The following is a 22,539-nucleotide window of genomic DNA, read 5'->3' on the forward strand; positions in this document are numbered from 1 at the left end:
TCACGCAGCATCCGCTACAATGTGATTGATGAGGTCTCTTTTCCATTATGGAGGTACACATGGAAAAGGACAAAAAAGTAACTGCTTTATACTGCCGACTGTCAAAAGATGACGGTTCAAACAGCGAAAGCCTGAGCATCCGCACTCAAAAGGCGATGCTTATGGAGTATGCCACACGCAACGGTTTCGGGAATTGCCAGTACTATGTTGATGATGGTTACAGCGGTACGAACTCTGACCGCCCTGCCTTTCAGGAACTTCTGGATGATATCCGGGAAGGAAAGGTGGCAACAGTCATTACCAAAGACCAGTCCCGACTTGGACGCAACCACATCGAAACCGGAACGTATATGGAAATCTTCTTTCCTGAACACGGTGTCCGCTATATTGCAATCAATGATGGTTATGATTCCAACGAGCAATCTCAGATGGATATTGCCCCGTTCCGAAACATCATCAATGAAATGTACGCCAAAGACACTTCCCGAAAAATCAAGAGTGCCCTTCGGACACGCAAGAAAAGCGGAAAGTATATCTCCAGCGGCGCACCGTTTGGCTACCAGAAAGACCCTGCCGACCACAATCACCTTGTGATCGACCCGAACACCGCCCCCGTTGTTGAGTATATCTATTCAATGGCAGAGGAAGGGCTGGGGCTTCACCGCATCGCCAAGCGGCTCCACGATGAAAAAGTCTTGAAGCCGTGTTACTACAAGAAAGAGATGTTTGGCCGCTTTATTGATGATGAAAAGATGTATGATTGGGACAGTGCCTATATCAGTCAGGTTCTGCACAGCCCGGTCTACGCCGGACACATCATCTATGAAGCCAAGCCCACCGTGTCCATGAAATCCAAAAAGCGGCGTTATATTCCTTTTGAAGAACGTGCTATCGTTCCGAATACACATGAAGCAATCATCCCACAAGACCGTTGGGAGAACGTGCAGCGAATCCTTTACAGCCGTTCCAGTAGTTTTATGTGCGATAAGACCGACTACGACAATATCTTCAAAGGCATCGTCCGCTGTGCAGACTGCGGCAGAACGATGTTAGTCAAGGTTGAGCACAGGCGCAAACATAACAGTGTTCTGGATCAGACCTTTTATTGTTGCAGCACTTATCGGAAATATGGTGCGAAAGCCTGTGACTCTCACAACTTGGAAGCCCGTGTTCTGCATGAAGCTGTCCTTGCGGACATTCAGGCACACGCAAAGGCCGCTGTGAGCAATCGGGAAGCCCTTGTGAAGAAGATTGCAAATCAGATGCACCTCCGGGTGTCCTCTGACCGGGCGCAGCACAAACGGGATTTGAAGCAGTGTAAAGCACGAATCGCAGAAATCGAAGACCTGTATGCAAAACTTTATGAGGACGTATCAAAGGGACTTCTCCCGGAGAAACGTTTTCAAATGCTTGCAGATCGCTACGACAAAGAACAGGCTGAACTGACCGAGAAGATTGAGCAGTACGAGCGGGAAGGCCGTGCTGAACACGGTCAGCTGGACAAGATTCAGGATTTTATTGATGAAGTCAGCAAGTACGCTGGCATCACCGAACTGAACTATAGGATTCTGCATCAGCTGATTGACAAGATTCTGGTATCCAAAGCGGAAAAGGCCGATGGCGAATACGTCCAGAAAATCCAGATTTTCTACCGCTTTATCGGCCCATTGGATGCCATCGAGTAACAATGTCAGAAAAGTCACCTCCGAGAACTATCCTACAGATGCAGGGCGTGAGGGCGAACTAATCTTCCGCCTTGTCTACCAGCAAGCGGGCTGCAAAAAGCCCTTTTCCCGCCTGTGGCTGTCCAGCATGGAGGAAAACGCCATCCGAGAGGGGTTCGCCCATCTCAAACCGTCAACTGAATACGATGCGCTGTACAACGCAGCACTTTGCCGGGAACGTGCCGACTGGATGGTCGGCATCAATGCGTCCCGGCTTTTTTCATGTCTGTACGGTCAACCTTTAGCGGTCGGTCGGGTCATGACTCCGGTGCTTGCCATGACGGTGGTGCGGGAGGCTGCGATAGCCGCTTTTGTGCCGGAAAAGTTCTACACGGTGGATCTGGAACTGACCAGCGGATGCACGGCATCCAGCCGCCGCATTCCTGAAAAATCCGTTGCAGAAAACCTGCTGGAAGCCTGTCGAAGGGAGATGGTGGCAACGATCCAGCGCATCACCCGCAAGGAAAAATCCGAGAATCCGCCGCCGCTGTACGACCTGACCACCCTTCAGCGGGACGCCAACCGCCTGCTGGGGTACAGCGCACAGCAGACGCTGGACTATGTGCAGAGCCTGTATGAGAAGAAACTTACCACTTATCCCCGGACTGATAGCTGCTATATCACCGACGATGACGAGGAAATGCTGGAGGTGCTGACCGAGGAACTGGAAGGCTTTTTTGACATTACCCCAGAAGATGTGGACGAGGCTGTACCCCGGACACGGCGCACCGTCAACCGGGAAAAAGTCACCGACCACCACGCCATCCTGCCCACCCGCAGTATGCTGCAAGCCGATCTGGAAGCGCTGCCTAAAGGCGAGCAGAACGTTCTGAAGCTCATCATCGCCCGGACGCTGATGGCAGTCAGCAAGCCCTTCCGGTATCTGGAAACCCTGCTGACCACCGAATGTGCCGGGGAGGAATTTACCGCCAAGGGCAAGGAGGTTCTGGAAGAAGGCTGGAAAGCGGTGGAACGTAAGGTGCTTGCCGACATCCTGAACCGAAAACAGGAACTCACCGCCCTGCCCAATGCGGCAGAAAACGAGTGCGGCATCCTTAACGCAGAGCTGAAGGAGGGTCAAACGTCCCCGCCGAAGCACTTTACCGAGGACACCCTGCTGCACGCTATGGAGACCGCCAGTGCGGACAGTATGCCGGAGGGCGTGGAGCGTCAGGGCATCGGTACCCCGGCAACCAGAGCCGCCACCATCGAAAAACTGGTGCAGAAGGGTTTTCTGGAACGCAAGGGCACCAAGAAAAACAAGGTGCTTCTGCCCACGGACAAGGGCAAAGCCCTCATTACTGTGATGCCCGAAGAGATCCAATCCCCGGAAATGACCGCCGATTGGGAAACGAAGCTGCTGCGTATTGAGCGCAGCGAAATGGAGCCGGGTGAATTTATGACTGAGATCAATACGATGATTACCGAACTGGTAAAGAACACGGAAATGAAAAAAGGAGCGAATGCACTTATGAAAAGCAAGATTATTGGTGTCTGTCCGAACTGTGGGAAGCCTGTCGTGGAACGTGAAAAGGGCTGGTTCTGTGAGAACAGGGAGTGCCGTTTCGTTCTGTGGAAGGACAATGCGTTCTTCAAGCGTCTGGGCAAGCGGCTGGACGCTCATGTGGCGGACAAGCTGCTGCGGGATGGTCGTGTCCGCTTGAAGGACTGCAAGAGTGCCAAGGGCAAGACCTACAATGCCACCGTGCTGCTGTCCTGTGAAGCCGATGGCCGCAGCAAGTTTTCGCTGGAATTTGAAGGTGGGTGCTGATGGAGCAGATAAAAGAAGCGGTCTACCTTATCAACGATGAACGCTATCTGCATCTCAGGGAAAACGGTGCAGGGGTCGGCTTTGCCACTTATAACAAGGTAACTGGCGAGCCGCTGGAAAGTGGGCAGATCTCGGAAAAGAATCTGCCGCCAGATGGACAAAACACCATCCCTGCCGCCCGGAACTGGTATCTGTTTGAACTTTCGGACGATGACCGTAAGGCCATCCAACAGGAAAGCGTAAATATCCTCGAAAACATCCCACAGGCGGGCATCGGCAGGCGGCGCATCTGGGAGCCGGAAACGCTGCCGAAGGATATTCGTCTCATCAACAGCCACTATGACGACCTCTACCGCATTCCCGATGGCGGAGTGATTCAGGTGGATTACCCGGATGGGCGCAGTTTTACGGCACGGGTGGAACATCTGGATGATTATCACTTTGACATGGGCGGTCTGGGCAATGTGTTCCACATCTGCCAGTTTGCCGAGGTCATGGAGCGGAACCATGCAGACTTCTACCCCGAAATTCAGACACAGGACGAGCAGGCCGCATGGGAACTGGGTGGCAAAGGTTATCTTGCCATCCAGTCCTGTGAGGATGGATGGGACTACACCATTTACCACAGCGATTTTTCCGTGATGGACGGCGGGCAGTTGGATGCCCCGGAACTGACCATTCAGGAAGCCCGTGAGCAGATTCTGGAAGCACACCACATGGAAAAGGGCCGGCGGCTACTGCAGGACTACGATGCAGTCATGGATAAAGTTGCGGAAGCCGAGGAACTGAGTGCAGACCATCACCCTTCCACACTGGAAAAGCTGGCAGAACTGGCAAGTGATACGTCTGCGCCAAAATCCTCTGCACGTTCTGCACCGGAACTGTGAGGTGGGCGATGCAGCAAAAATGGAACCAGAATTTTGACGGTGAACCCATGACAGACATCCCGCAGAAGTTTCTGAACGCAGGGTGCGATGCTTATATGGTGATGCAGCTGCGGCATGACGAAAAAATCCTCGATGAAAGATTTGCTTCCATGCGGGAACTGCATCGTTGTGGCAAAACGCCAGACCCGGAGCATTATGAGGTCACCTACTATGCTGATTTGCCCGCCATGTGGCAGGATGTGCCGAACAACGAGATTTTGGAAGAACTATTTCAGATGTTCAACCTCTCCCATCCGCAGGATTTTGAGGGGCACAGCCTGTCGGTCAGCGATGTGATCGCACTCAAACGCAATGGCGAGGTGTCTGTGCATTATGTGGACAGCATCGGCTTCAAAGATTTACAGGGGTTTCTGGACAAGCAGCCGGAACGCCATTCGGTACTGATGAATCTCAAGGAAAAGTGCGATGCCCCGGAGTGCAATCCTACCGTCTGCCGGAAAGCGAGGGATGAACATGAACTTTGACCACGAGGAATTGACCCTGATGATGCTCTACAACTCCGGCACCCGACTGGGGCTTATCCACGAACTGCGGCTCATGCAGTGCTACCTGATGCCTGACGAAACTGCCCTGCGGGAGTTGTCGGAGAGTGTTATCGAAAAGCTGAAACTGCTGACCGATGCAGAGTTTGCCGAGCTGGAATTTCCCCCGAACTGACCTTTGCCGCCTGCGGGCGGCGTACATAAAGTATTTTGTTCTTCCAAAAGATATGCTATAATCAAATTAGACAAAATTCCTCTCTTCAAGCGATTTCTCCGCAATTTTCCTGTGGCTCTGCTCGTATCAAAAATAAGGGACTGAATTTTAATTGTCAGAACGGAGGAGCCATTATGGCAATCTTTGAAAAGACCATCCGAAACAAGAATTTTGACAAGTTGCTTCGGAAGCTGGAACAGGAGATCCCGGACAGCAGCTGGTAGGCCGATCTGGAAGCAGGCAGTGATTTCAAAGAGGGCGATGCCCGGTGCAGTGTCCGTGTATTTGAACGGTACAGCATGATAGGCGGCAACCGCCTGAGTCTGACACTGACCATGTTCCAGAATGCGGACAGTCCGATTCGGCTGTCTGCCATCACCGCAGGAGGCAGTCAAGCGGTGTTCTTCAAGGTGAACACCCTCGGAGAAGAATCTTTTCTGAACGATGTAAAGAACCTGCTGGAAGAAATTTTGGAGGAATAAGATGTTTTACGCTGGATTTGATATGCTGTTCAGCATTCTGTTTCCCATCCTGTTCCTTGTGGTTTTGGGTATGATCCTATACACCATCATCGGAAATATCAGCACATGGAATAAAAACAACCATTCGCCGCGGCTGACTGTTCCGGCAACGGTTGTGGCAAAGCGCACGGAAGTTTCTCGCCACCATACGGACAATACGATGGCGCATACGTTCACGACCTATTATGTGACCTTTCAGGTAGAGAGCGGCGACCGCATGGAGCTTACTGTAAGTGGTTCGGACTACGGAATGCTTGTGGAGGGCGACATTGGAAAGCTGAGTTTTCAGGGTACCCGCTATCTTGGGTTTGAGCGGAGCTAAGTGTTTCTTACATTATATAGTATGGAGTGCTGTATGAACGATTTGTTTATCCAAGGGCTGACCATCGACTGGAACAGAGTTCGCCCATACAATTATGTTCGTCAGATTCCTGCCATCAGTGGAATCGACACTTTTACATTCCATAAGCCCATTACGTTCTTTGTTGGCGAAAATGGAAGTGGAAAATCTACGCTTCTGGAAGCAATCGCTGTTGCTTACGGCTTCAACGCAGAGGGTGGAACGAAGAACTATTCATTTTCCACATACAACTCCCATTCGGAACTATGTGAGGCTATGACGATTTCCAAGGGGTATCGCAGACCAAAGTTCGGGTATTTTCTCCGAGCAGAGAGTTTCTATAATGTAGCCACCAAGGAAATCGACTATTCCGATGACGATCATCCCTCCAAAGGCTATCACCAAAAATCACACGGTGAAAGTTTCCTCGCCATTGCGCAGGACTACATGGGTGCAGATGGAGTCTATATTTTTGACGAGCCGGAAGCCGCTTTATCCCCGCAGCGGCAGCTCACGTTACTGATCAACATTTATCGGTGTGCCCAAGAAGGGGCGCAATTCATTATCGTATCACATTCACCCATTCTCCTCGGAATGCCTGATGCTGAAATTTTTAGCTTCGACAATGGCACGATTCATCCTTGTCAGTATGAAGATACGGACAGCTACGTTATCACCAAAACATTTGTAAATAATCGGCAGCATTTTTTGAACCAGCTTCTGAATGAAGAAACGTAATTCCGGGAAAGGACATTCCATATGAGTGATTCTACATTGAAAGAACTTTGGCAGCAGGTCGCAGAAAAGAAGAACTGTGAAGCAAAGCAGAAAGAACTGACCGCCCAGAGAGATACGCTTGCTGATCGTCTGAAAAAGCTGGAAAAATCCAAGCTGGCGGAACAGGCTGACGTGGACCGTCTGGAGGGACACAGCCTTGCCACATTTTTCTATCAGGTCATCGGAAAGATGGATGAGAAGCTGGACAAGGAACGGCAAGAAGCCTATGCAGCCCGTGTCAAGTACGATGTGGCTCTCCATGACCTTTCTTCCGTTGATGCCGACTTGGAGCAGATTCAAAATAGATTGGCACGGCTGTCCGATTGCGAAAGGCAGTATCAAGCTGCTCTTTCCGAAAAAATCAAAAGCATCAAAGCATCTGCCCACCCTGCCGCACAGCTGGTTGCGGAAAGTGAAAGCCGTATTGCCGCACTGAAAGTCCAAAAACGGGAGCTGCTGGAGGCCATCAACGCAGGAAAGACCGCCCTGCATACGGTCAATGAAGTTCTGGAAACCCTCGACAATGCCGAGGGCTGGAGTACATGGGACGTAATGGGCGGCGGTTTGATGGCTGATCTTGCCAAGTATGAGGAACTGGACGATGCGCAGGAACAAATCGAACAGCTTCAAGTGGAACTGCGGCGGTTCAAAACTGAACTTTCCGATGTTGAAATCGCCGCCGACCTTCAGGTTACGGTGGACAGCTTTCTAAAATTTGCGGATTTCTTCTTTGACGGGCTCTTTGCAGACTGGGCAGTTCTGGATCACATCAATCAGGCACAGAGCAGAGTAGAGAATACCAAAGGTCAAATCAAGCGAGTCCTTGCACTTCTGAAAAAGATGCGCGAAGATGTTGATGTCCAAATCGCTGATGAAAAAGAGAAGCAGGAGCAGCTTGCGGTGGAAACTGAGCTGTAAGTTTGAAGAGTCCGCTTATGTGATATGATTCGATAAAACCGAATTTGCAGGAGGTGTTTCGATGAAAACAAGAAGGTTTGCTTTATGTCTGGCAACGGTTTTTCTGGTGGCGATTTATATCAATATTCAGAGAAGCCATACTTTCACCCTTTCAAACGATGAAGGCACCATAAAGACAGAACAAATACAGCCACTTTGGGGAACTGTAAAAGTGAGCGGTGATTGTAATACTGAGGTGGTCTTTACCGATGTAGAGACTGGAAAAAAATATAGAATCGGATATATTACACAGGGCGTAACGGAAAGAATCAAACTTGAACGAGGCAAATGGTATAAGGTGGCGGGCGGAGGCAACCTTACACTGAATCCGGTAAACATTCGAGTCGAATAAATGTAAGTTCCTTGCGGGCAGCTATGAAAGCTGAAGCTGAGAAGAGAGTTTTGAATATTCACATATGAAGGAGTACAGTTCTATGAGTTACGGTTGGTCAACTGTTTTCACTTTAGCGGCATGGTTTGCAGGACTTGTGATTGATGCAAATGTGCGGGTCGGCGACCTCGGTTTACGAACAGTGCTTCCTGTCATCGTGATGGGGTGCTGCGTTATGAAGTACATAAAGGACAATAGCAAATAATCTTATCTCAATACACTTTCCAGCGGGCAGCCCCAAAACGGTTGCCCGCTCTTTTTATACTCTAAAATCTGGAAAAGGAGGCTAAAATGCCAAGCAAAACCGAAGAATATCTCGCCCTTGCCCAGCGCACGGCGAACGGCTTGACCCGGTATTGGGAAAGCTGGACGGACTATCTGACCACCGCATCCCGGCTGTACAAGTACCCCTTTGCGGACCAGTTGATGATCTACGCCCAGCGCCCCGATGCCACCGCCTGCGCCGACTTTGACATCTGGAACAACCGGATGAACCGTTATGTGCGCCGGGGTGCCAAGGGCATCGCCCTGCTGGACGAATCCAGCGGATTCCCCCGGCTGCACTACGTCTTTGACGTAAGCGACACCGGGGTGCGCCGCAATTCCCGTGACCCGGAGGTGTGGCAATACAATGACGATCTGAAACAGCCGGTTTCGGAAATGTTGAACAAGACCTATGGCATCAGCGGAGAGCGTGTCAGCCAGCAGCTTGCGGACGTTGCCGGGAAACTGGTGGCAGATTACTGGGACAACAACGGCGGGGACATCCGCGCCATCGTTGACGGTTCGCTGCTGATGGATTATGATGAAGCCGGGGTGGAGATGCAGTTCAAGTCTGCCGCCGCCATCAGCGTCACCTACACGCTGCTGGAACGCTGCGGCATTGAGCCTGCCGGGTGGTTCGACAAGGACGATTTTCAGGCAATCTACAATTTCTCAACCCCGGATAGTGTCTACGCCCTCGGCGCAGCCGTCAGCGACATGAGCCGGGAGGTGCTGCGTAACATCGAGCGCACCGTAAAAACTACCATTCGCCGCCGAAACAATGAAAGGAGCCAGCATGAATATGAGCAGCAATCTGAGTTACACGCAGACCGGGGATTATCTTCTCCCGAACCTGACCCTCCATCAGCCGAAGACCCCGCTGGGCAAGTACGGCAGGCTGCGCCGGACGTATCTGATGAATCATCGCCCGGTGCTGTACAACACGATGCTCCTGTCGGGGAGCCTGTACCCGCACCTGATGGAGGTGGAGCAGACGGCAGAGAGCCGGATGCGGCAGATGATGACCGAACTGCTGGCGAAGAGCCCGGCCCCGGACAAGGAGCAGAATCAGATGGCATGGGTGCAGCACATGAACAGCCTGAAAGCACAGGCCGAGGAACTGGTGCTGAACGAACTGATTTACAGTTAAGTTTCTTCGATGCCCACATTCCCACCGAAGCCAAACAAATTGAATCCATCGACCAAGCGGAGAGCGAAAAATCGCCCTCCGCTTTTGTTTTGTCGCAGGCGGAGATTGAAAATGCGCTGCGGAGAGGTTCCAATGTTGAAGGCAGCAAACTTCGGATATGGAAAATTTATCAGTTGCAGCCTGACCGAAAACTCCGGGCAAAAGCTCTTGCCAACGAATATGCACCGTATGGCCCCGGCGGTTCTTCACACACTTATCTAGACGGAAGCAGTGGTTGGCTTGACCATGACAGCAAGGGTCTGACGTTTGAGCATTATCCCGACCATCAGAAAGTGCTTCTCCGCTGGGATCGGGTCGAAAAATATATTGACCTGATGATTCAGTCTGACCGCTACCTGTCGGACAAAGAAAGAAGAGCCATCGACTTTCCCCTTGAACTGAACGCCGCCAGTGCAGCCGAATACACTGCATTAAAGGCGCAGCACCCGGATACTCTGGTTGGATTTGAAGCTGGCGGCAATTTTATGTTCTATGGAGAAGATGCTGCCAAGGTCGCAAAAGCTCTCAACAGTGCTTTGTTTACGAGAGAAACAGCACTGGGCACCGTCCCAGTCATCGGCTTTCCCCGCGACCAGTGGGCATACCGTGCCAAACAACTGTGGCAGTGCGGCGAGAACATCTACCTTGCCGGGCTGAACGAGGATGGCACCCACCACCAAACCAAGTATCTGCGCCGGGAGGACTATCTGCCGCTGGGCACTACCATCCACATGGAGGGGCGAGCATTCCGGGTGGATAACGTCAATTTCGGCAAGGACAGTGTGACCCTGCAGGATGTGGCACTGGCAGAAATGCGGATGCCTATTTTCCGGGAAGAGCCGCTGGCTCTTGTCCGGGAGTTGTACGAGCAGGAACAGGATGTGATGGAACACCCCCTGCCCGATTATAAGGTCGGTGACAGTGTTATCGTTGACCTTCCTACCCGAACCATCGAAGGAACAATCGGCTATGTGGGCGAAACGGATGTTCGCATCGACACCAGCGCACAGGGGCAGTCGTGGGATAACGAAGTTATCAACAAACGACAATTCGAGGATGGCTTGCGGCAGAATGAACAGGTTACTACGCAGCCAGATGATACTGTAAAAACGGTTGCCATATACCCTGCTGAAGAAAACCGTATGCCTTATGATATTGTGATCCAGACGATTGGCTCAAAATCACCTGCTCTGGATGCAGTTGAACCGGAACGATCCACACTTGAACTTGCCGGGAACTTCCACATCACGGATGATGATTTGGGTGTCGGAGGCCCCAAACAGAAATTTGCCCGGAACATCGAAGCCATCCGTACCCTGTTCAAGCTGGAAGAAGAGCATCGGGGTGCCACCGCCGAGGAACAGCAGGTACTTTCGCAATATGTGGGCTGGGGCGGTCTGGCAGATGCCTTTGACCCCAATAAGGACGGCTGGGCAAAAGAGTGTGCCGAACTGAAAGGGCTGCTTTCCGAGGACGAATACGCCGCCGCCCGTTCCAGCACCCTGAACGCCCACTACACCAGCCCCACCGTGATCCGTAGTATTTACGATGCGGTGGAGCGCATGGGTTTCCGCAGCGGTAACATTCTGGAACCTAGTATGGGCGTGGGCAACTTCTTTGGAATGCTGCCGGACAGCATGGCAGACAGCCGCTTATACGGCGTGGAGTTGGATTCCATCACCGGGCGCATTGCGAAAAAACTGTACCCGCAGGCTGACATTACTGTGGCTGGCTTTGAGACCACCGACCGCCGTGATTTCTACGATCTGGCGGTGGGCAATGTGCCCTTCGGCAACTACAAGGCCAACGACAAGGCGTACAACAAGTTGGGATTCAGCATCCACAACTACTTTTTTGCCAAGGCCATCGACCAAGTGCGGCCGGGCGGCGTGGTGGCGTTCGTCACCAGCCGCTACACCATGGACAGCAAGGACAGCACCGCCCGCAAACACATGGCAGAACGTGCCGATTTGCTGGGGGCCATTCGTCTGCCCAACAACGCTTTCCGTGCCAACGCTGGTACGGATGTTGTCAGCGATATTATCTTTTTGCAGAAGCGTGACCGCCCTGCTGACATCGAACCTGCATGGGTGCAGCTTGGCAAGACCGAGGATGGCTTTGCCATCAACCAGTATTTCGTGGACCACCCGGAGATGGTTCTGGGCGAATTGACTACCGAAAGCACCCAGTACGGACGAGAGGAACTGACCGTTGCACCCATCGAGGGCGCAAACCTTGCCGACCAGCTTGCCGAGGCAGTGCAGCACATCGAGGGGCAGTATGTTGAAGTCGAGGTGGAAACACCAGATGTTGCGGATGCAGAAGTCGAGCGCAAGACGCTCCCCGCTGACCCAGATGTAAAGAATTTCTCCTATGCCGTGGTGGACGGTGAGGTGTACTACCGAGAAAATTCGATTATGACGCAGGTGGAGTTGTCCGATAATGCCAAAGGCCGTGTAGCTGGTATGGTGGAGTTGCGGCAAATCGTCAACGAACTGATTGACCAGCAGTTGGACTTCCCGGACGAGGATATTAAGGCATCGCAAGCAAAATTGAACGCCGCCTACGATGCCTTTACCGCAAAATACGGGCTGATCAACGACAAGAAAAATGCCCGCCTGTTCGATGATGACAGTTCCTACTATCTGCTCTGCTCTTTGGAAAATCTCGATGAGAATAAACAGCTCAAAAGCAAGGCGGATATGTTCACCAAGCGAACGATTCGCCCGGAGCGCACCGTCACCAGCGTGGACACCCCCAGCGAAGCACTGGCAGTGTCCATTGGAGAACATGGCCGTGTTGATCTGCCCTATATGGCGGAACTTCTCGGCTCTCCCGGCGATTATGAGCGTATTACCACAGAGCTGCAAGGCGTGATTTTCAAAGACCCTTCTGCGGATGCAGATGAGCCGGAAGCAGGCTGGCAGACTGCGGACGAGTATCTTTCCGGCAATGTGCGGAATAAACTGCGCATGGCTCAGCTTGCCGCTGAAAGCCACCCGGAGTTCAAGATCAATGTGGAGGCTTTGACCAAAGCGCAGCCGAAGGACCTTGAAGCATCAGAAATCGACATCCGACTGGGTGCCACATGGCTGAATCCCGCCATTGTGCAGCAGTTTATGATGGAGACTTTTCAGCCGCCCTACCGCATCCGCTATAACAACCTGATCCAAGTCCGCTACTCTCCATTTACGTCCGAATGGCGCATCGGCAACAAATCTGCCGCCGGAATGTATGATATCATGTCCACCGAAACCTACGGCACCCACCGGGCCAACGCCTACAAGATTTTGGAGGACACCTTGAATTTGCGGGACTGCCGCATTTATGATACCATTGAGGAGGACGGTAAAGAGCGGCGTGTCCTGAACCAGAAGGAGACGATGCTTGCCCAGCAGAAGCAGCAGGCCATCAAGGATACCTTTGCAGGCTGGGTTTGGCAAGACCCGCAGCGGCGGAATCTGCTGGTGAAGCAGTATAACGAGTTGTTCAATAGTACCCGGCCCCGCGAGTATGACGGAAGCCATATCCATTTTGTCGGTATGAACCCGGAGATCAATCTGCGGGAACATCAGCGCAATGCAGTTGCTCATGTGCTTTATGGTGGGAACACCCTGCTCGCCCACGAGGTGGGTGCCGGCAAAAGTTTTGAGATGGCAGCTTCGGCAATGGAATCTAAGCGTTTGGGCCTGTGTCAGAAAAGCCTGTTCGTGGTACCCAACCATCTGACCGAGCAGTGGGCCAGCGAGTTCCTGCGGCTATACCCCAATGCAAAGCTGCTCGTTACCAGCAAGAAAGACTTTGAACCCGCCAATCGAAAGCGTTTTTGCGCCCGCATCACAACCGGCGACTACGATGCCGTCATTATCGGCCACTCGCAGTTTGAGAAAATCCCTCTTTCTGCGGAACGGCAGGCACGGATCATCGAAGATCAGATCGAGGAAATCGAAAATGCCATTGCAGAGGCCAAAGAACAGTCCGGTGAGCATTTTACCGTGAAACAGATGGAAAAGACACGGAAAACACTGGAGGTGAAACTGAAAAAGCTACAGTCCACCGACCGCAAGGATGATGTGGTCACATTTGAACAATTAGGCGTAGATAGGTTATTTGTGGACGAGAGCCAGAACTACAAGAACCTATATCTTTACACCAAGATGCGCAATGTTGCTGGCCTTTCTACCTCCGAAGCACAGAAGTCCAGCGATATGTTCGGCAAGTGTCGTTATCTGGATGAAGTGACTGGCGGGCGCGGCGTGATTTTCGCAACGGGAACGCCCATCAGCAACTCCATGACGGAAATGTACACCCTGATGCGCTATTTGCAGTACAGCACTCTCCAGCAGAAACAACTGACCCACTTTGATGCATGGGCTTCTACGTTTGGCGAGACCACCACGGCCATTGAGCTTGCGCCGGAAGGAACCGGCTACCGTGCGCGCACACGTTTTGCCAAGTTCTTTAACCTGCCGGAGCTGATGAATATGTTCAAGGAGGCAGCGGACATCAAGACTTCCGACCAGTTGCATCTGCCTGTTCCGGAAGCCAAGTTTGAAACTGTCGTGGTCAAACCCTCGGAAATCCAGCAGGACATGGTGAAATCCCTGAGCGAACGTGCTGCTGAGGTGCATAGCGGTGCGGTTGACCCCTCGGTGGACAATATGCTGAAGATCACCTCGGACGGACGTAAAATCGGCCTTGACCAGCGGCTGATGAATCCGCTCACCCCGGATGACCCGGACAGCAAGCTGAATGCCTGCGTCGACAATGTTCTGCGTATCTGGAACGAAACCAAAGAGGATAATCTGACGCAGCTGATTTTCTGCGATATGTCCACGCCCAAGGGAGACGGCTCGTTCAATGTCTACGATGATATTCGCACAAAGCTGCTTGCCGCCGGGGTGCCGGAATCGGAGGTCGAGTTCATCCACAACGCTGATACTGAAGGTAAGAAAGCGGATTTGTTCTCCAAAGTCCGCAGCGGCAAGGTGCGTGTCCTGCTGGGCAGCACTGCAAAGATGGGCGCAGGCACCAATGTCCAGACCCTGCTGGTGGCCGTGCATCATCTGGATGTAGGCTGGCGACCGTCCGATATGACCCAACGCAACGGCCGAATCATCCGTCAGGGCAACAAAAACAAACAAGTTTACGTCTATAATTACGTCACGGAGGGGACATTCGACGCCTACCTCTGGGTGCGACACGAAGTCGCTTAAATCAACTGTCTGGCTATGACCAGACCTGTTATTCCATTAGCAGTAGTCTACTGTCAACAAAGCAGCTGGTAACGGCTGTGAGGAAGCGTGACAGGACAAGGGTAGCCCCACCCGAAAGGGTTCAAGCCGAAACCGCGAGGTGGAAGCGATAAACTGCAAGCAACAATGTGGTTGGGGAGCCTGACTTGTATGGTATGGTTAATGTAATGTGAATCACTGTTAAACGTCGTTAAAGCTGAACAGGCTAAAGTTGCTGACAAGCCTGAACCAAAACGGTAACGCAGCTGGTTGCTCCTCTATAGAGTGGGAACACATGGATTCAAAAGCTGCTGGCGGAGAAGTGAAACCTAACCCATACTGTTGAATAAGCGGAACGTGGTAAGCCCGTATTTCCCCGAGCAATCGGACGGAAACCGTAAGGAGACTTTATGAAATGCGGGTAGAAGAAAGATGGAAAAAGCGAATGCCGACCCTGTAATGGGGACGGATAGAGGTTGCAACATCACCTCGTGCGAAAGCAGGCAGACTTCCATCTATGGTCTTTCTTTACGAGAGAATTTACAGAACTTTTCAAAAAGGAGGAATTGCAAATGAACGAGAAATCGTGTGCACCGACTTGCAGAGCGGGAAATTGGGACAGCATCGACTGGAACAAGGCTCGTGCTTATGTTAAAAAGCTGCAAATGCGTATCGTAAAGGCTCAACAAGAAGGTCATTACAGCAAGGTAAAAACGCTGCAATGGCTGTTAACTCACTCGTTTTACGCCAAAGCCTTGGCAGTGAAGCGGGTAACAAGCAATCGTGGTAAAAATACGGCTGGAGTTGACCATGAATTGTGGCTAACTCCTGAGGCAAAATTCAAGGCAATCAGTAAACTGAAACGGAGAGGATACCGTCCTCAGCCCCTGAAACGTGTTTATATTCCGAAGAAAAACGGCAAACTGCGGCCTCTGAGCATTCCGACGATGACAGACCGTGCTATGCAGACCCTATACAAGTTTGCATTGGAACCGCTTGCTGAAACCTACGGTGACCTCAACTCCTACGGATTCCGAATCGGAAGAAGCACACACGATGCAATCGAGCAGTGTTTCACCGACCTGAACAAGGGCAAGTCTCCTCAGTGGATTCTTGAAGGTGACATCAAGGGATGCTTCGACCACATCAGCCATGAATGGCTCATGGAGAATATCCCGATGGATACGCAGGTTTTACAGAAGTGGTTAAAGTGTGGATACGTTGATACAAAGCAACTTTTCCCCACTGAGGAAGGCACACCGCAAGGTGGAGCCATCTCGCCTACTCTGATGAATATGACGCTGGATGGACTGGAACGGCTCTTAAAGGAACGACTGCCGACCCGCAAAAAGGTCAATGGTAAAACTCATTTTAATAAGATGAACTTCGTGCGCTATGCTGACGACTTTATCGTAACCGGAGAAAGCCCGGAATTTCTGCGTGAAGAAGTGCTCCCTATTATCAGAGATTTCATGACGGAACGTGGGTTGCAGTTATCTGAAGAAAAGACGGTCATCACTCACATTGATGATGGATTTGACTTCTTGGGCAAGAACATCCGTAAGTATAACGGAAAACTTCTAATCAAGCCCTCGAAGCAGTCGGTCGGCTCTCTGCTGAAAAAGATGCGTGAAATCGTCAAGAGCAACAAATCGGCAAAGCAGGATTCCCTGATTCGCCAGCTCAACCCGGTTATCCGTGGATGGGTCAATAACCAGCGATTTGTTGTATCCGCTGAAACATTCAGCAAAATCGACTATCAGATTTACAATTGTCTTTGGCAGTGGGCAAAGCGCAGGCATAAGAACAAAGGCAGACGGTGGATAGCAGTGAAATACTGGCATTGCATCGGAACCCGAAACTGGACTTTTGCCGCAGAGGAACGCACCAAGAAGAACGGTGAGCAATCCTACTTTGCTCTTGAATATGCAACGGACACCAAAATCATCCGCTTTAAGAAAATCGTCTCTAACGCAAATCCCTTCGATGAGCGATGGAGCGGTTATTATGAAGAGCGCGATGGTGAGAAAATGTTGAACAGCACTAACGGACGCGAAAAACTCCTGAAAGTATGGAGAAATCAACACCGCTGTTGCCCAGTATGTAATGAGCCTATTACCTCGGAAACGAGTTTCAAGGTTCATAAGGTGTTCCGAAGCGGGAAGTCGCCATGGCTGGAAATGGTGCATCCCGAATGCCATGCCGTATTGCACAAAAACGATTCTTGTTTTGTTGAGCCGGGTTCCCTGATGGGAGCTTTATGAAAGGCTTGAGCCGTATGAGGGGAAACTCTCACGTACGGTTCTTAGGGGAGGGGCTGGCAGTAATGCCATCCTCTTACCCGATCAAACGCTGGAAAACAAGCAGAAGTTTATTTCGCAGATCATGACGAGCAAATCTCCGATGCGCTCCTGTGATGATGTGGATGAGCAGGCTCTTTCGTATGCCGAGGTCAAGGCCCTATGCGCAGGCGACCCGCGCATCCGGGAAAAGATGGATCTGGATGTGCAGGTAGCAAAGCTCAAGGTGCTGCGCTCGGATTACCAGAACCAGAAATATCGTCTGGAAGATAAGCTGCTCAAGCATTACCCGGAGGAAATTCAGAAAGCGAAGAACCGTATTGCGGCTCTGAAAAACGATGCCCAAATCGCAGACGCACACCCGCAGGATAAGGAGAACTTCTGCGGCATGACGATCAAGGGCATGGTGTTCGATGAGAAAAAAGCAGCTGGTGAGCGGCTGATGCTCGCCTGCAAGGAGATGCCGAATGCGGATATGATGCTGCTGGGCACCTATCGCGGCTTTGAGCTTAACATTCGCTTTGACAGTTTCAAGAATGAGCATCAAATCGTTCTCCGCGGCGAGCTGAGTTATCCGGTACCGCTGGGCGATGACCCTTGCGGCAACATCGTCCGTCTGGACAATGCCATCGGCAATTTTGCCGACCGCATTGCCGATGCTGAGGCCGCACTGGATTCTCTGGAACAGCAGAAGCAGGCCGCAGAGGTTGAAATCGCCAAGCCGTTTGCGCAGGAGGAAGAACTGCAAACCAAGTCTGCCCGCCTTGCAGAATTGGATGCGCTGTTGAACATGGAGCATCAGTCCAGCCGGACAGAACCCGAAGCGGAAGAAAAGCCGGATGCCCGCCCCTCTGTGCTGGCTGCGTTGGAAGAAAAGGCTGATAAAGTGGAGCCTGTCCGACCATTCAAATCTTACTTGGATAAGGATGGTGATGCCCGGTGACGGAGCACCGTGACCAGCAGATCCATTTTCGTGTCAGCAAAGTCGAACTGGAACGCATTCGTCAGAAGATGGAAAGTTGCGGTATTTTGAGCATTGGCTCTTATCTGCGAAAAATGGCTCTGGATGGTTACTGCCTGAATCTTGATTTACCACAGCTGCGTCGGATGGCGTACCTTCTTCAGAATTGCAGCAACAACCTGAATCAGGTGGCGAAACGGGCCAATGAAAGCGGGCAGCTCTATGCCGCCGATTTAGAGGACTTGCGTAGTCGGTTGGATGAGCTGATAGCTATTGGCAAGCAACTTCTCGACAAACTCACCGAACTTTAAAAAATTTCCCGCAGTAGGAGGCTGCGGGCTTACATAACGGTTGACATCCTTGCAAGGCAGGGACCGATACCTTTATAATAGGGGCGAAAGGAAAGGTTGGTGTTTGATATGAGGATTCTGTTCAAGATGGTGCTTGCCCCGATCTCTCTGTTTGTAGCTTTTCTGGCTCTGATGGCAAAGTGGCTGCTTACCTTGTCCAGCTATATTGTTGCGCCATTGATGCTGTATATTTTCGGCTGCGGCATCTACACCGTCTACCGCCAGACTTGGGATCAGTTTTTGATTCTGCTGGTTGCTGAATTTTTGTGCTTTGTCCTTTTTGTCGGCGCAACTGCAATGGTGGAGGGCGTTGAACGATTCAGCGGTTGGTTCCGGGACGTGATTTGATTTTGAATCTTTTGCCGCCTTCGGGCGGCTTTTTCATTTGGGGGGTGATCTGCTCTGGCTGCTACTCGTCTGATTGCACTGCATCAGCACAAAGGGAAATCTATCGCCGCCTGCCTAAAAGACCGCACTGACTATGCACAGAACCCCGACAAGACTGAAAAGGGCGAGCTTGTCAGTAGTTATCAATGCAGCCCGCTTACCGTGGATGAGGAGTTCATGCTCACAAAGAAGCTATACGAGCAGGCCACCGGGCGCAGCCAAAAAAGCAATGTCATCGCCTATCAGATACGGCAATCCTTCCGGCCCGGTGAAATCACGGCAGAGGAAGCCAACCGCATCGGCTACGAACTGGCCTCCCGATTTCTGAAAGGCAAACACGCCTTTATTGTTGCCACTCATACTGACCGGGAACACATCCACAACCATATCATCTACAATTCCACTGCACTGGACGGCACCCGGAAATTTCGGGATTTTTTCTTTTCCGGTCTGGCAGTGCAGCGATTGAGCGATCTGATCTGTCTGGAACATCAGCTTTCCGTAATCGAAAAGAAGCCTTACCGGGAGCGGCAGAAGCGCATCACTTACCCGCCAAGGGAAAGCAACCGCGACCGGCTGTGCGGTATCATCGATGAAATTTTGCAGCAGGAACCCACCGACTACGAAGAATTTTTGCAAAAGCTGGAACAGCAGGGCTATGAAATCAAACGCGGCAAATACACTTCCGTCAAGGGCGCACGGCAGAAGCGCTTTATCCGTTTCAAGACACTGGGTGCTGGGTACAGTGAGGAAGAAATCAAGGCGGTGTTGGCTGGTAGGGCAAAGCATCATCCCCATCAGAAACAGCCACCAAAGGAACAGACATTTCAGTTGCTGGTGGACATTCAAGCGAAACTTGCCGAGGGCAAGGGCGGTGGATACGAGCGTTGGGCGAAGAAGCACAACCTGAAAGAGATGTCCAAAACGCTGATTTTTCTGCAACAGCAGAAAATCAGCAGCGCAGACGAGCTAAAGGAATGTGCGGATGCTGCACTTTCTCGCTATCACGAACTGGGCGATTCCATCAAAACCTCTGAGAAGCGGCTGGCAGAAATCGCAGTGCTGAAAGCACACATCATCAACTATGCCAAGACTCGACCTGTGTATGATGCCTACCGTAAAGCTGGGTACAGCAAAAAGTTTTTGGAAGAGCACTGCACAGAAATCACGCTGCACAAGGCGGCGAAAGCGGCGTTTGATGAATCCAATTTGAAAACGCTCCCCAAGATTAAGGAGTTGGATGCGGAATATTCCAAACTGCTGACAGAAAAGAAAGCACGCTACCCGGACTACCGCAAGGCGCGCGATGAGATGCAGGAGCTTCTTCGAGCGCAGAAAAATATCGAGCTTTTCTTTGATGAGGAAAAGGATCCAAAGCAAACCGAACATTCCAGATAAACAATACGACCCTGAGAACTTTGCCGCTTATCCGGCAAGGTTCTCGGGGCCTTTTTTGCTTATTACTCAGTCTATACTCAGAGCAGCATTTCCGGCGCTTTCAATTTGTTTGGCAATCATGTTTTCCAGTTCCTGCGTGATCGTTGCACAATTTGCAACTCGGTAATTCCAGAAATAAGAAACACCTTCGCACTCTTCCACGGACAAATCACTGTTGACCAAAAGCAGTCGGTCGGAGGTTACTTTCAGCTTTTCGCATAGAGAAGCGTATTTTCCATAATCAATACTTCGGCTGGACGATTTGGCTTCCACCCAGAAGAATTTTCCGTTGATGGAAAACGCAACATCCAGTTCATGCGTGCTCCCTGCGGATGCCGCTTCTGAAAGAATCACATTGGAGCAAAGCGAAACTTCTGCACCCTGCTCCTCCTGATAGCGATTCAAAATCTGCTGAACCTGATGCTCCACAAAAAGTTCCAGCCACTTCCCGCTCAGGAAATGCCGGACAGTCTCATTTTGCGCAAGCTCATAGACGATATTCTGCGGATAGATCACAATGGATGCAAAAAGTCCCATTTTATCCCACGTCTGAGCGATTTCCGAAAGTGTGGCAAACGAATTCTTGGAAGTACCCTTTGGGATACGGAACGAAAAAGAGCCGTCACTCTGCATATGTGTCCGAATAAACTGCAAGAAATCCACCACTACCGGGTCGCAAAGAGCTTCGCCTGTTTTCCATGCCATCCGCTGAACGGCAATCGGCGGAAGTTTTTTCGGTACGACCTGCTGAACGATTTTATACCCACAGCGTTCCAGATGTTCCAATGCGGTCAAAGGCTTCGGAGGGATTTTTTCTTTAACTTCGGACTTTTCTGCACCGGATGTATTCTCAGTCAGATAGTTAAACTTCCATCCGTATTCCCAAGCAGGCGAACGGGTCAACATACCGACTGCATGAAATCCGCTGTCATGCTCCTCCATCGGAAATGTAATTTTGTTCTTCTGGATATTGATTTGGAGCGTTTTGTTTTTCAGTGCTTTCTGATAAGTGTCAAGAAGGAATTCCTTTCCCTTATACGCCAGCTCACTGGAATTATTTGCAGAAAGACCAGCATTTTTTGCCAAAGAGAGAAGCAGGCAGGTCACTTTGGGCAGCTCAAGGATATGCTCCATCTGCGCAATGTCCGGAATCACTTCCGCATTTGCATTATCGGACTGCGGCGATTCGTCTACCGGAATCTCTTTTGCTGGTGCAGAAACTTCGGGTGTCGTTTCTGAAGCAACCTCAGATTTTCCGGATTTAGGCAGAGGTTTTGGCTCCGTGTAAACTTCCGCAATGAATGATTCATAGGAATCGATGCACGGAAGTTTTCCTGCCGCTGCAAGTCCTACATAGATTGCAACTGCTCGCGAGGAATCGCCATAATACTTTTTTGAATCCGCTGCGGCAGCAATATCAGAAAAGGCATTATATCTGCTCAGCTGCGCAGCCTTTTCCGGGGACTGCTTCAACGCACGGCAATAGAGCCACTCAAAGAACGAATCCGGGTACGGCTCTGTCGGATACTCACTTTCTTCCAGAGAGTAGCGCAGCAGCTCTCCACTGGTTCGCAGCCGAGTGTCCTTATGGACTTTGGGTGGCTCACAGGTCAGAAGGTCAGCGAATGGCCCACCATGTTCAAACACTTTGGTGGCTTCAAAAACCGTGCTGATGGGTACATCCTGCGCAACAGAATCCAGATGCAGCAAAAGCCGCAGAGAAGAAACACCTTCACCCTCCGGCTGAACGGATGCAGAGCTGACTTCCAGAATCGAAACATCCGGGTCTGTTGTATGGACGGCATCATGGACGGCACGGATATTCTGCCGCTTGCTGCCTTTTATCCATGTGAATGTCACCGGCTGTTCTCTGCAATAGGGATAGCCGGATATGGGAAAACAAATGGTTCGTGTTGCCATGAACACCTCCAACTTTTTAGGACAAACAAGTTTATGTAAATCAAGTATAGCACAATCCCGGATGTGCTGCATAGCACTATTTTCTGCTTCCGGAAATCCATCTGTGCAAAAAGTGCCGACACCACAGGCATCGGCACTCAGATTAAAAAGCATTTTGCAAAAATGCGCAGCCTGCATCCGTCGGATGCAGAACGCAAGGGGTTTGGGCACAGCCCAACAAGCATTTTGAATTTGATTTTTAGAAATCAGATTCAAAAATTGCAAGTTGGTACCAGCTTGCACTGCTTGCCACAACAATGCGTCCTTTTTGTCCGCAATTTGTAATTTTCAGATTGGAGAAAAACGCCATGGCAAAGACGAAGGCTGAAGAAAA

General features: G+C 51.1%; 17 protein-coding genes and 1 pseudogene. 17 read left to right on the forward strand and 1 reads right to left on the reverse strand.

All coding sequences use genetic code 11. The features are described 5' to 3' along the window. Nucleotides 1-59 precede the first annotated feature (59 nt). The 17 genes and pseudogenes from ACKXGA_RS05650 (at nt 60) to ACKXGA_RS05730 (ending at nt 20,207) form a co-directional block, all read left to right on the forward strand. Nucleotides 60-1,685: a recombinase family protein gene (locus ACKXGA_RS05650; protein ID WP_423730259.1), complete on the forward strand. Its 1,626-nt coding sequence runs from the start codon at nt 60-62 to the stop codon at nt 1,683-1,685. Next, on the forward strand, nt 1,672-3,495 hold the full coding sequence (locus ACKXGA_RS05655) for a DNA topoisomerase (RefSeq protein WP_227624122.1): 1,824 nt from the start codon (nt 1,672-1,674) through the stop codon (nt 3,493-3,495). Before ACKXGA_RS05650 ends, ACKXGA_RS05655 begins: the two co-directional genes overlap by 14 nt. Beyond that, the gene (locus tag ACKXGA_RS05660) at nt 3,495-4,382 is read left to right on the forward strand and encodes an LPD16 domain-containing protein (protein ID WP_423730260.1); all 888 of its coding nucleotides are present in this window, start codon (nt 3,495-3,497) and stop codon (nt 4,380-4,382) included. The genes ACKXGA_RS05655 and ACKXGA_RS05660 overlap by 1 nt, the downstream gene beginning before the upstream one ends. A gap of 8 nt (nt 4,383-4,390) precedes the next feature. Further along, a complete protein-coding gene (locus ACKXGA_RS05665) occupies nt 4,391-4,906 on the forward strand; it encodes a YodL domain-containing protein (RefSeq protein WP_423730261.1) in 516 nt (171 codons plus the stop codon). Next, entirely contained in the window at nt 4,896-5,099 is a 204-nt protein-coding gene (locus ACKXGA_RS05670; protein ID WP_423730387.1) for a transposon-transfer assisting family protein, read from the forward strand. Before ACKXGA_RS05665 ends, ACKXGA_RS05670 begins: the two co-directional genes overlap by 11 nt. 173 nt (nt 5,100-5,272) lie before the next feature. Then, nucleotides 5,273-5,620, forward strand: a pseudogene (locus tag ACKXGA_RS05675) (DUF6054 family protein). A 1-nt stretch (nt 5,621) separates the two neighbouring features. Beyond that, nucleotides 5,622-5,981 (forward strand): DUF2500 domain-containing protein, encoded by a 360-nt coding sequence (locus tag ACKXGA_RS05680; RefSeq protein ID WP_158388152.1) that lies wholly within the window; start codon nt 5,622-5,624, stop codon nt 5,979-5,981. Between the two features lie 33 nt (nt 5,982-6,014). Continuing rightward, entirely contained in the window at nt 6,015-6,737 is a 723-nt protein-coding gene (locus ACKXGA_RS05685; RefSeq protein ID WP_005921747.1) for an AAA family ATPase, read from the forward strand. Between the two features lie 21 nt (nt 6,738-6,758). Next, a complete protein-coding gene (locus ACKXGA_RS05690; protein WP_112121587.1) occupies nt 6,759-7,694 on the forward strand; it encodes a hypothetical protein in 936 nt (311 codons plus the stop codon). Between the two features lie 61 nt (nt 7,695-7,755). Continuing rightward, a complete protein-coding gene (locus ACKXGA_RS05695) occupies nt 7,756-8,085 on the forward strand; it encodes a hypothetical protein (RefSeq protein ID WP_423730262.1) in 330 nt (109 codons plus the stop codon). A gap of 82 nt (nt 8,086-8,167) precedes the next feature. Then, nucleotides 8,168-8,329, forward strand: coding sequence for a hypothetical protein (locus ACKXGA_RS05700; RefSeq protein ID WP_423730263.1), 162 nt, complete (start codon nt 8,168-8,170; stop codon nt 8,327-8,329). Between the two features lie 86 nt (nt 8,330-8,415). After that, nucleotides 8,416-14,793 carry a DEAD/DEAH box helicase family protein gene (locus ACKXGA_RS05705; protein WP_423730264.1) on the forward strand — a complete coding sequence of 2,126 codons (6,378 nt, stop codon included), beginning with the start codon at nt 8,416-8,418 and terminating at the stop codon, nt 14,791-14,793. 590 nt (nt 14,794-15,383) lie between these two features. After that, nucleotides 15,384-17,075 (forward strand): group II intron reverse transcriptase/maturase, encoded by a 1,692-nt coding sequence (ltrA, locus tag ACKXGA_RS05710; protein ID WP_423729689.1) that lies wholly within the window; start codon nt 15,384-15,386, stop codon nt 17,073-17,075. Nucleotides 17,076-17,196: 121 nt separating this feature from the next. Continuing rightward, nucleotides 17,197-18,054, forward strand: coding sequence for a helicase (locus ACKXGA_RS05715; protein WP_423730265.1), 858 nt, complete (start codon nt 17,197-17,199; stop codon nt 18,052-18,054). Further along, complete coding sequence (locus tag ACKXGA_RS05720) at nt 18,051-18,383, forward strand: plasmid mobilization protein (RefSeq protein ID WP_156073441.1); 333 nt, start codon at nt 18,051-18,053, stop codon at nt 18,381-18,383. The genes ACKXGA_RS05715 and ACKXGA_RS05720 overlap by 4 nt, the downstream gene beginning before the upstream one ends. A gap of 108 nt (nt 18,384-18,491) precedes the next feature. After that, complete coding sequence (locus tag ACKXGA_RS05725; RefSeq protein ID WP_015565635.1) at nt 18,492-18,770, forward strand: hypothetical protein; 279 nt, start codon at nt 18,492-18,494, stop codon at nt 18,768-18,770. Nucleotides 18,771-18,824: 54 nt separating this feature from the next. Next, entirely contained in the window at nt 18,825-20,207 is a 1,383-nt protein-coding gene (locus ACKXGA_RS05730; RefSeq protein ID WP_423730388.1) for a relaxase/mobilization nuclease domain-containing protein, read from the forward strand. A 66-nt stretch (nt 20,208-20,273) separates the two neighbouring features. Here ACKXGA_RS05730 and ACKXGA_RS05735 read toward each other — a convergent pair whose 3' ends face one another. Beyond that, on the reverse strand, nt 20,274-22,460 hold the full coding sequence (locus ACKXGA_RS05735; RefSeq protein ID WP_423730266.1) for a DarT1-associated NADAR antitoxin family protein: 2,187 nt from the start codon (nt 22,458-22,460) through the stop codon (nt 20,274-20,276). Between the last annotated feature and the right edge of the window lie 79 nt (nt 22,461-22,539).

The organism is Faecalibacterium hominis (ex Afrizal et al. 2022) (assembly GCF_049545105.1).
Taxonomy (GTDB): domain Bacteria; phylum Bacillota; class Clostridia; order Oscillospirales; family Ruminococcaceae; genus Faecalibacterium; species Faecalibacterium duncaniae.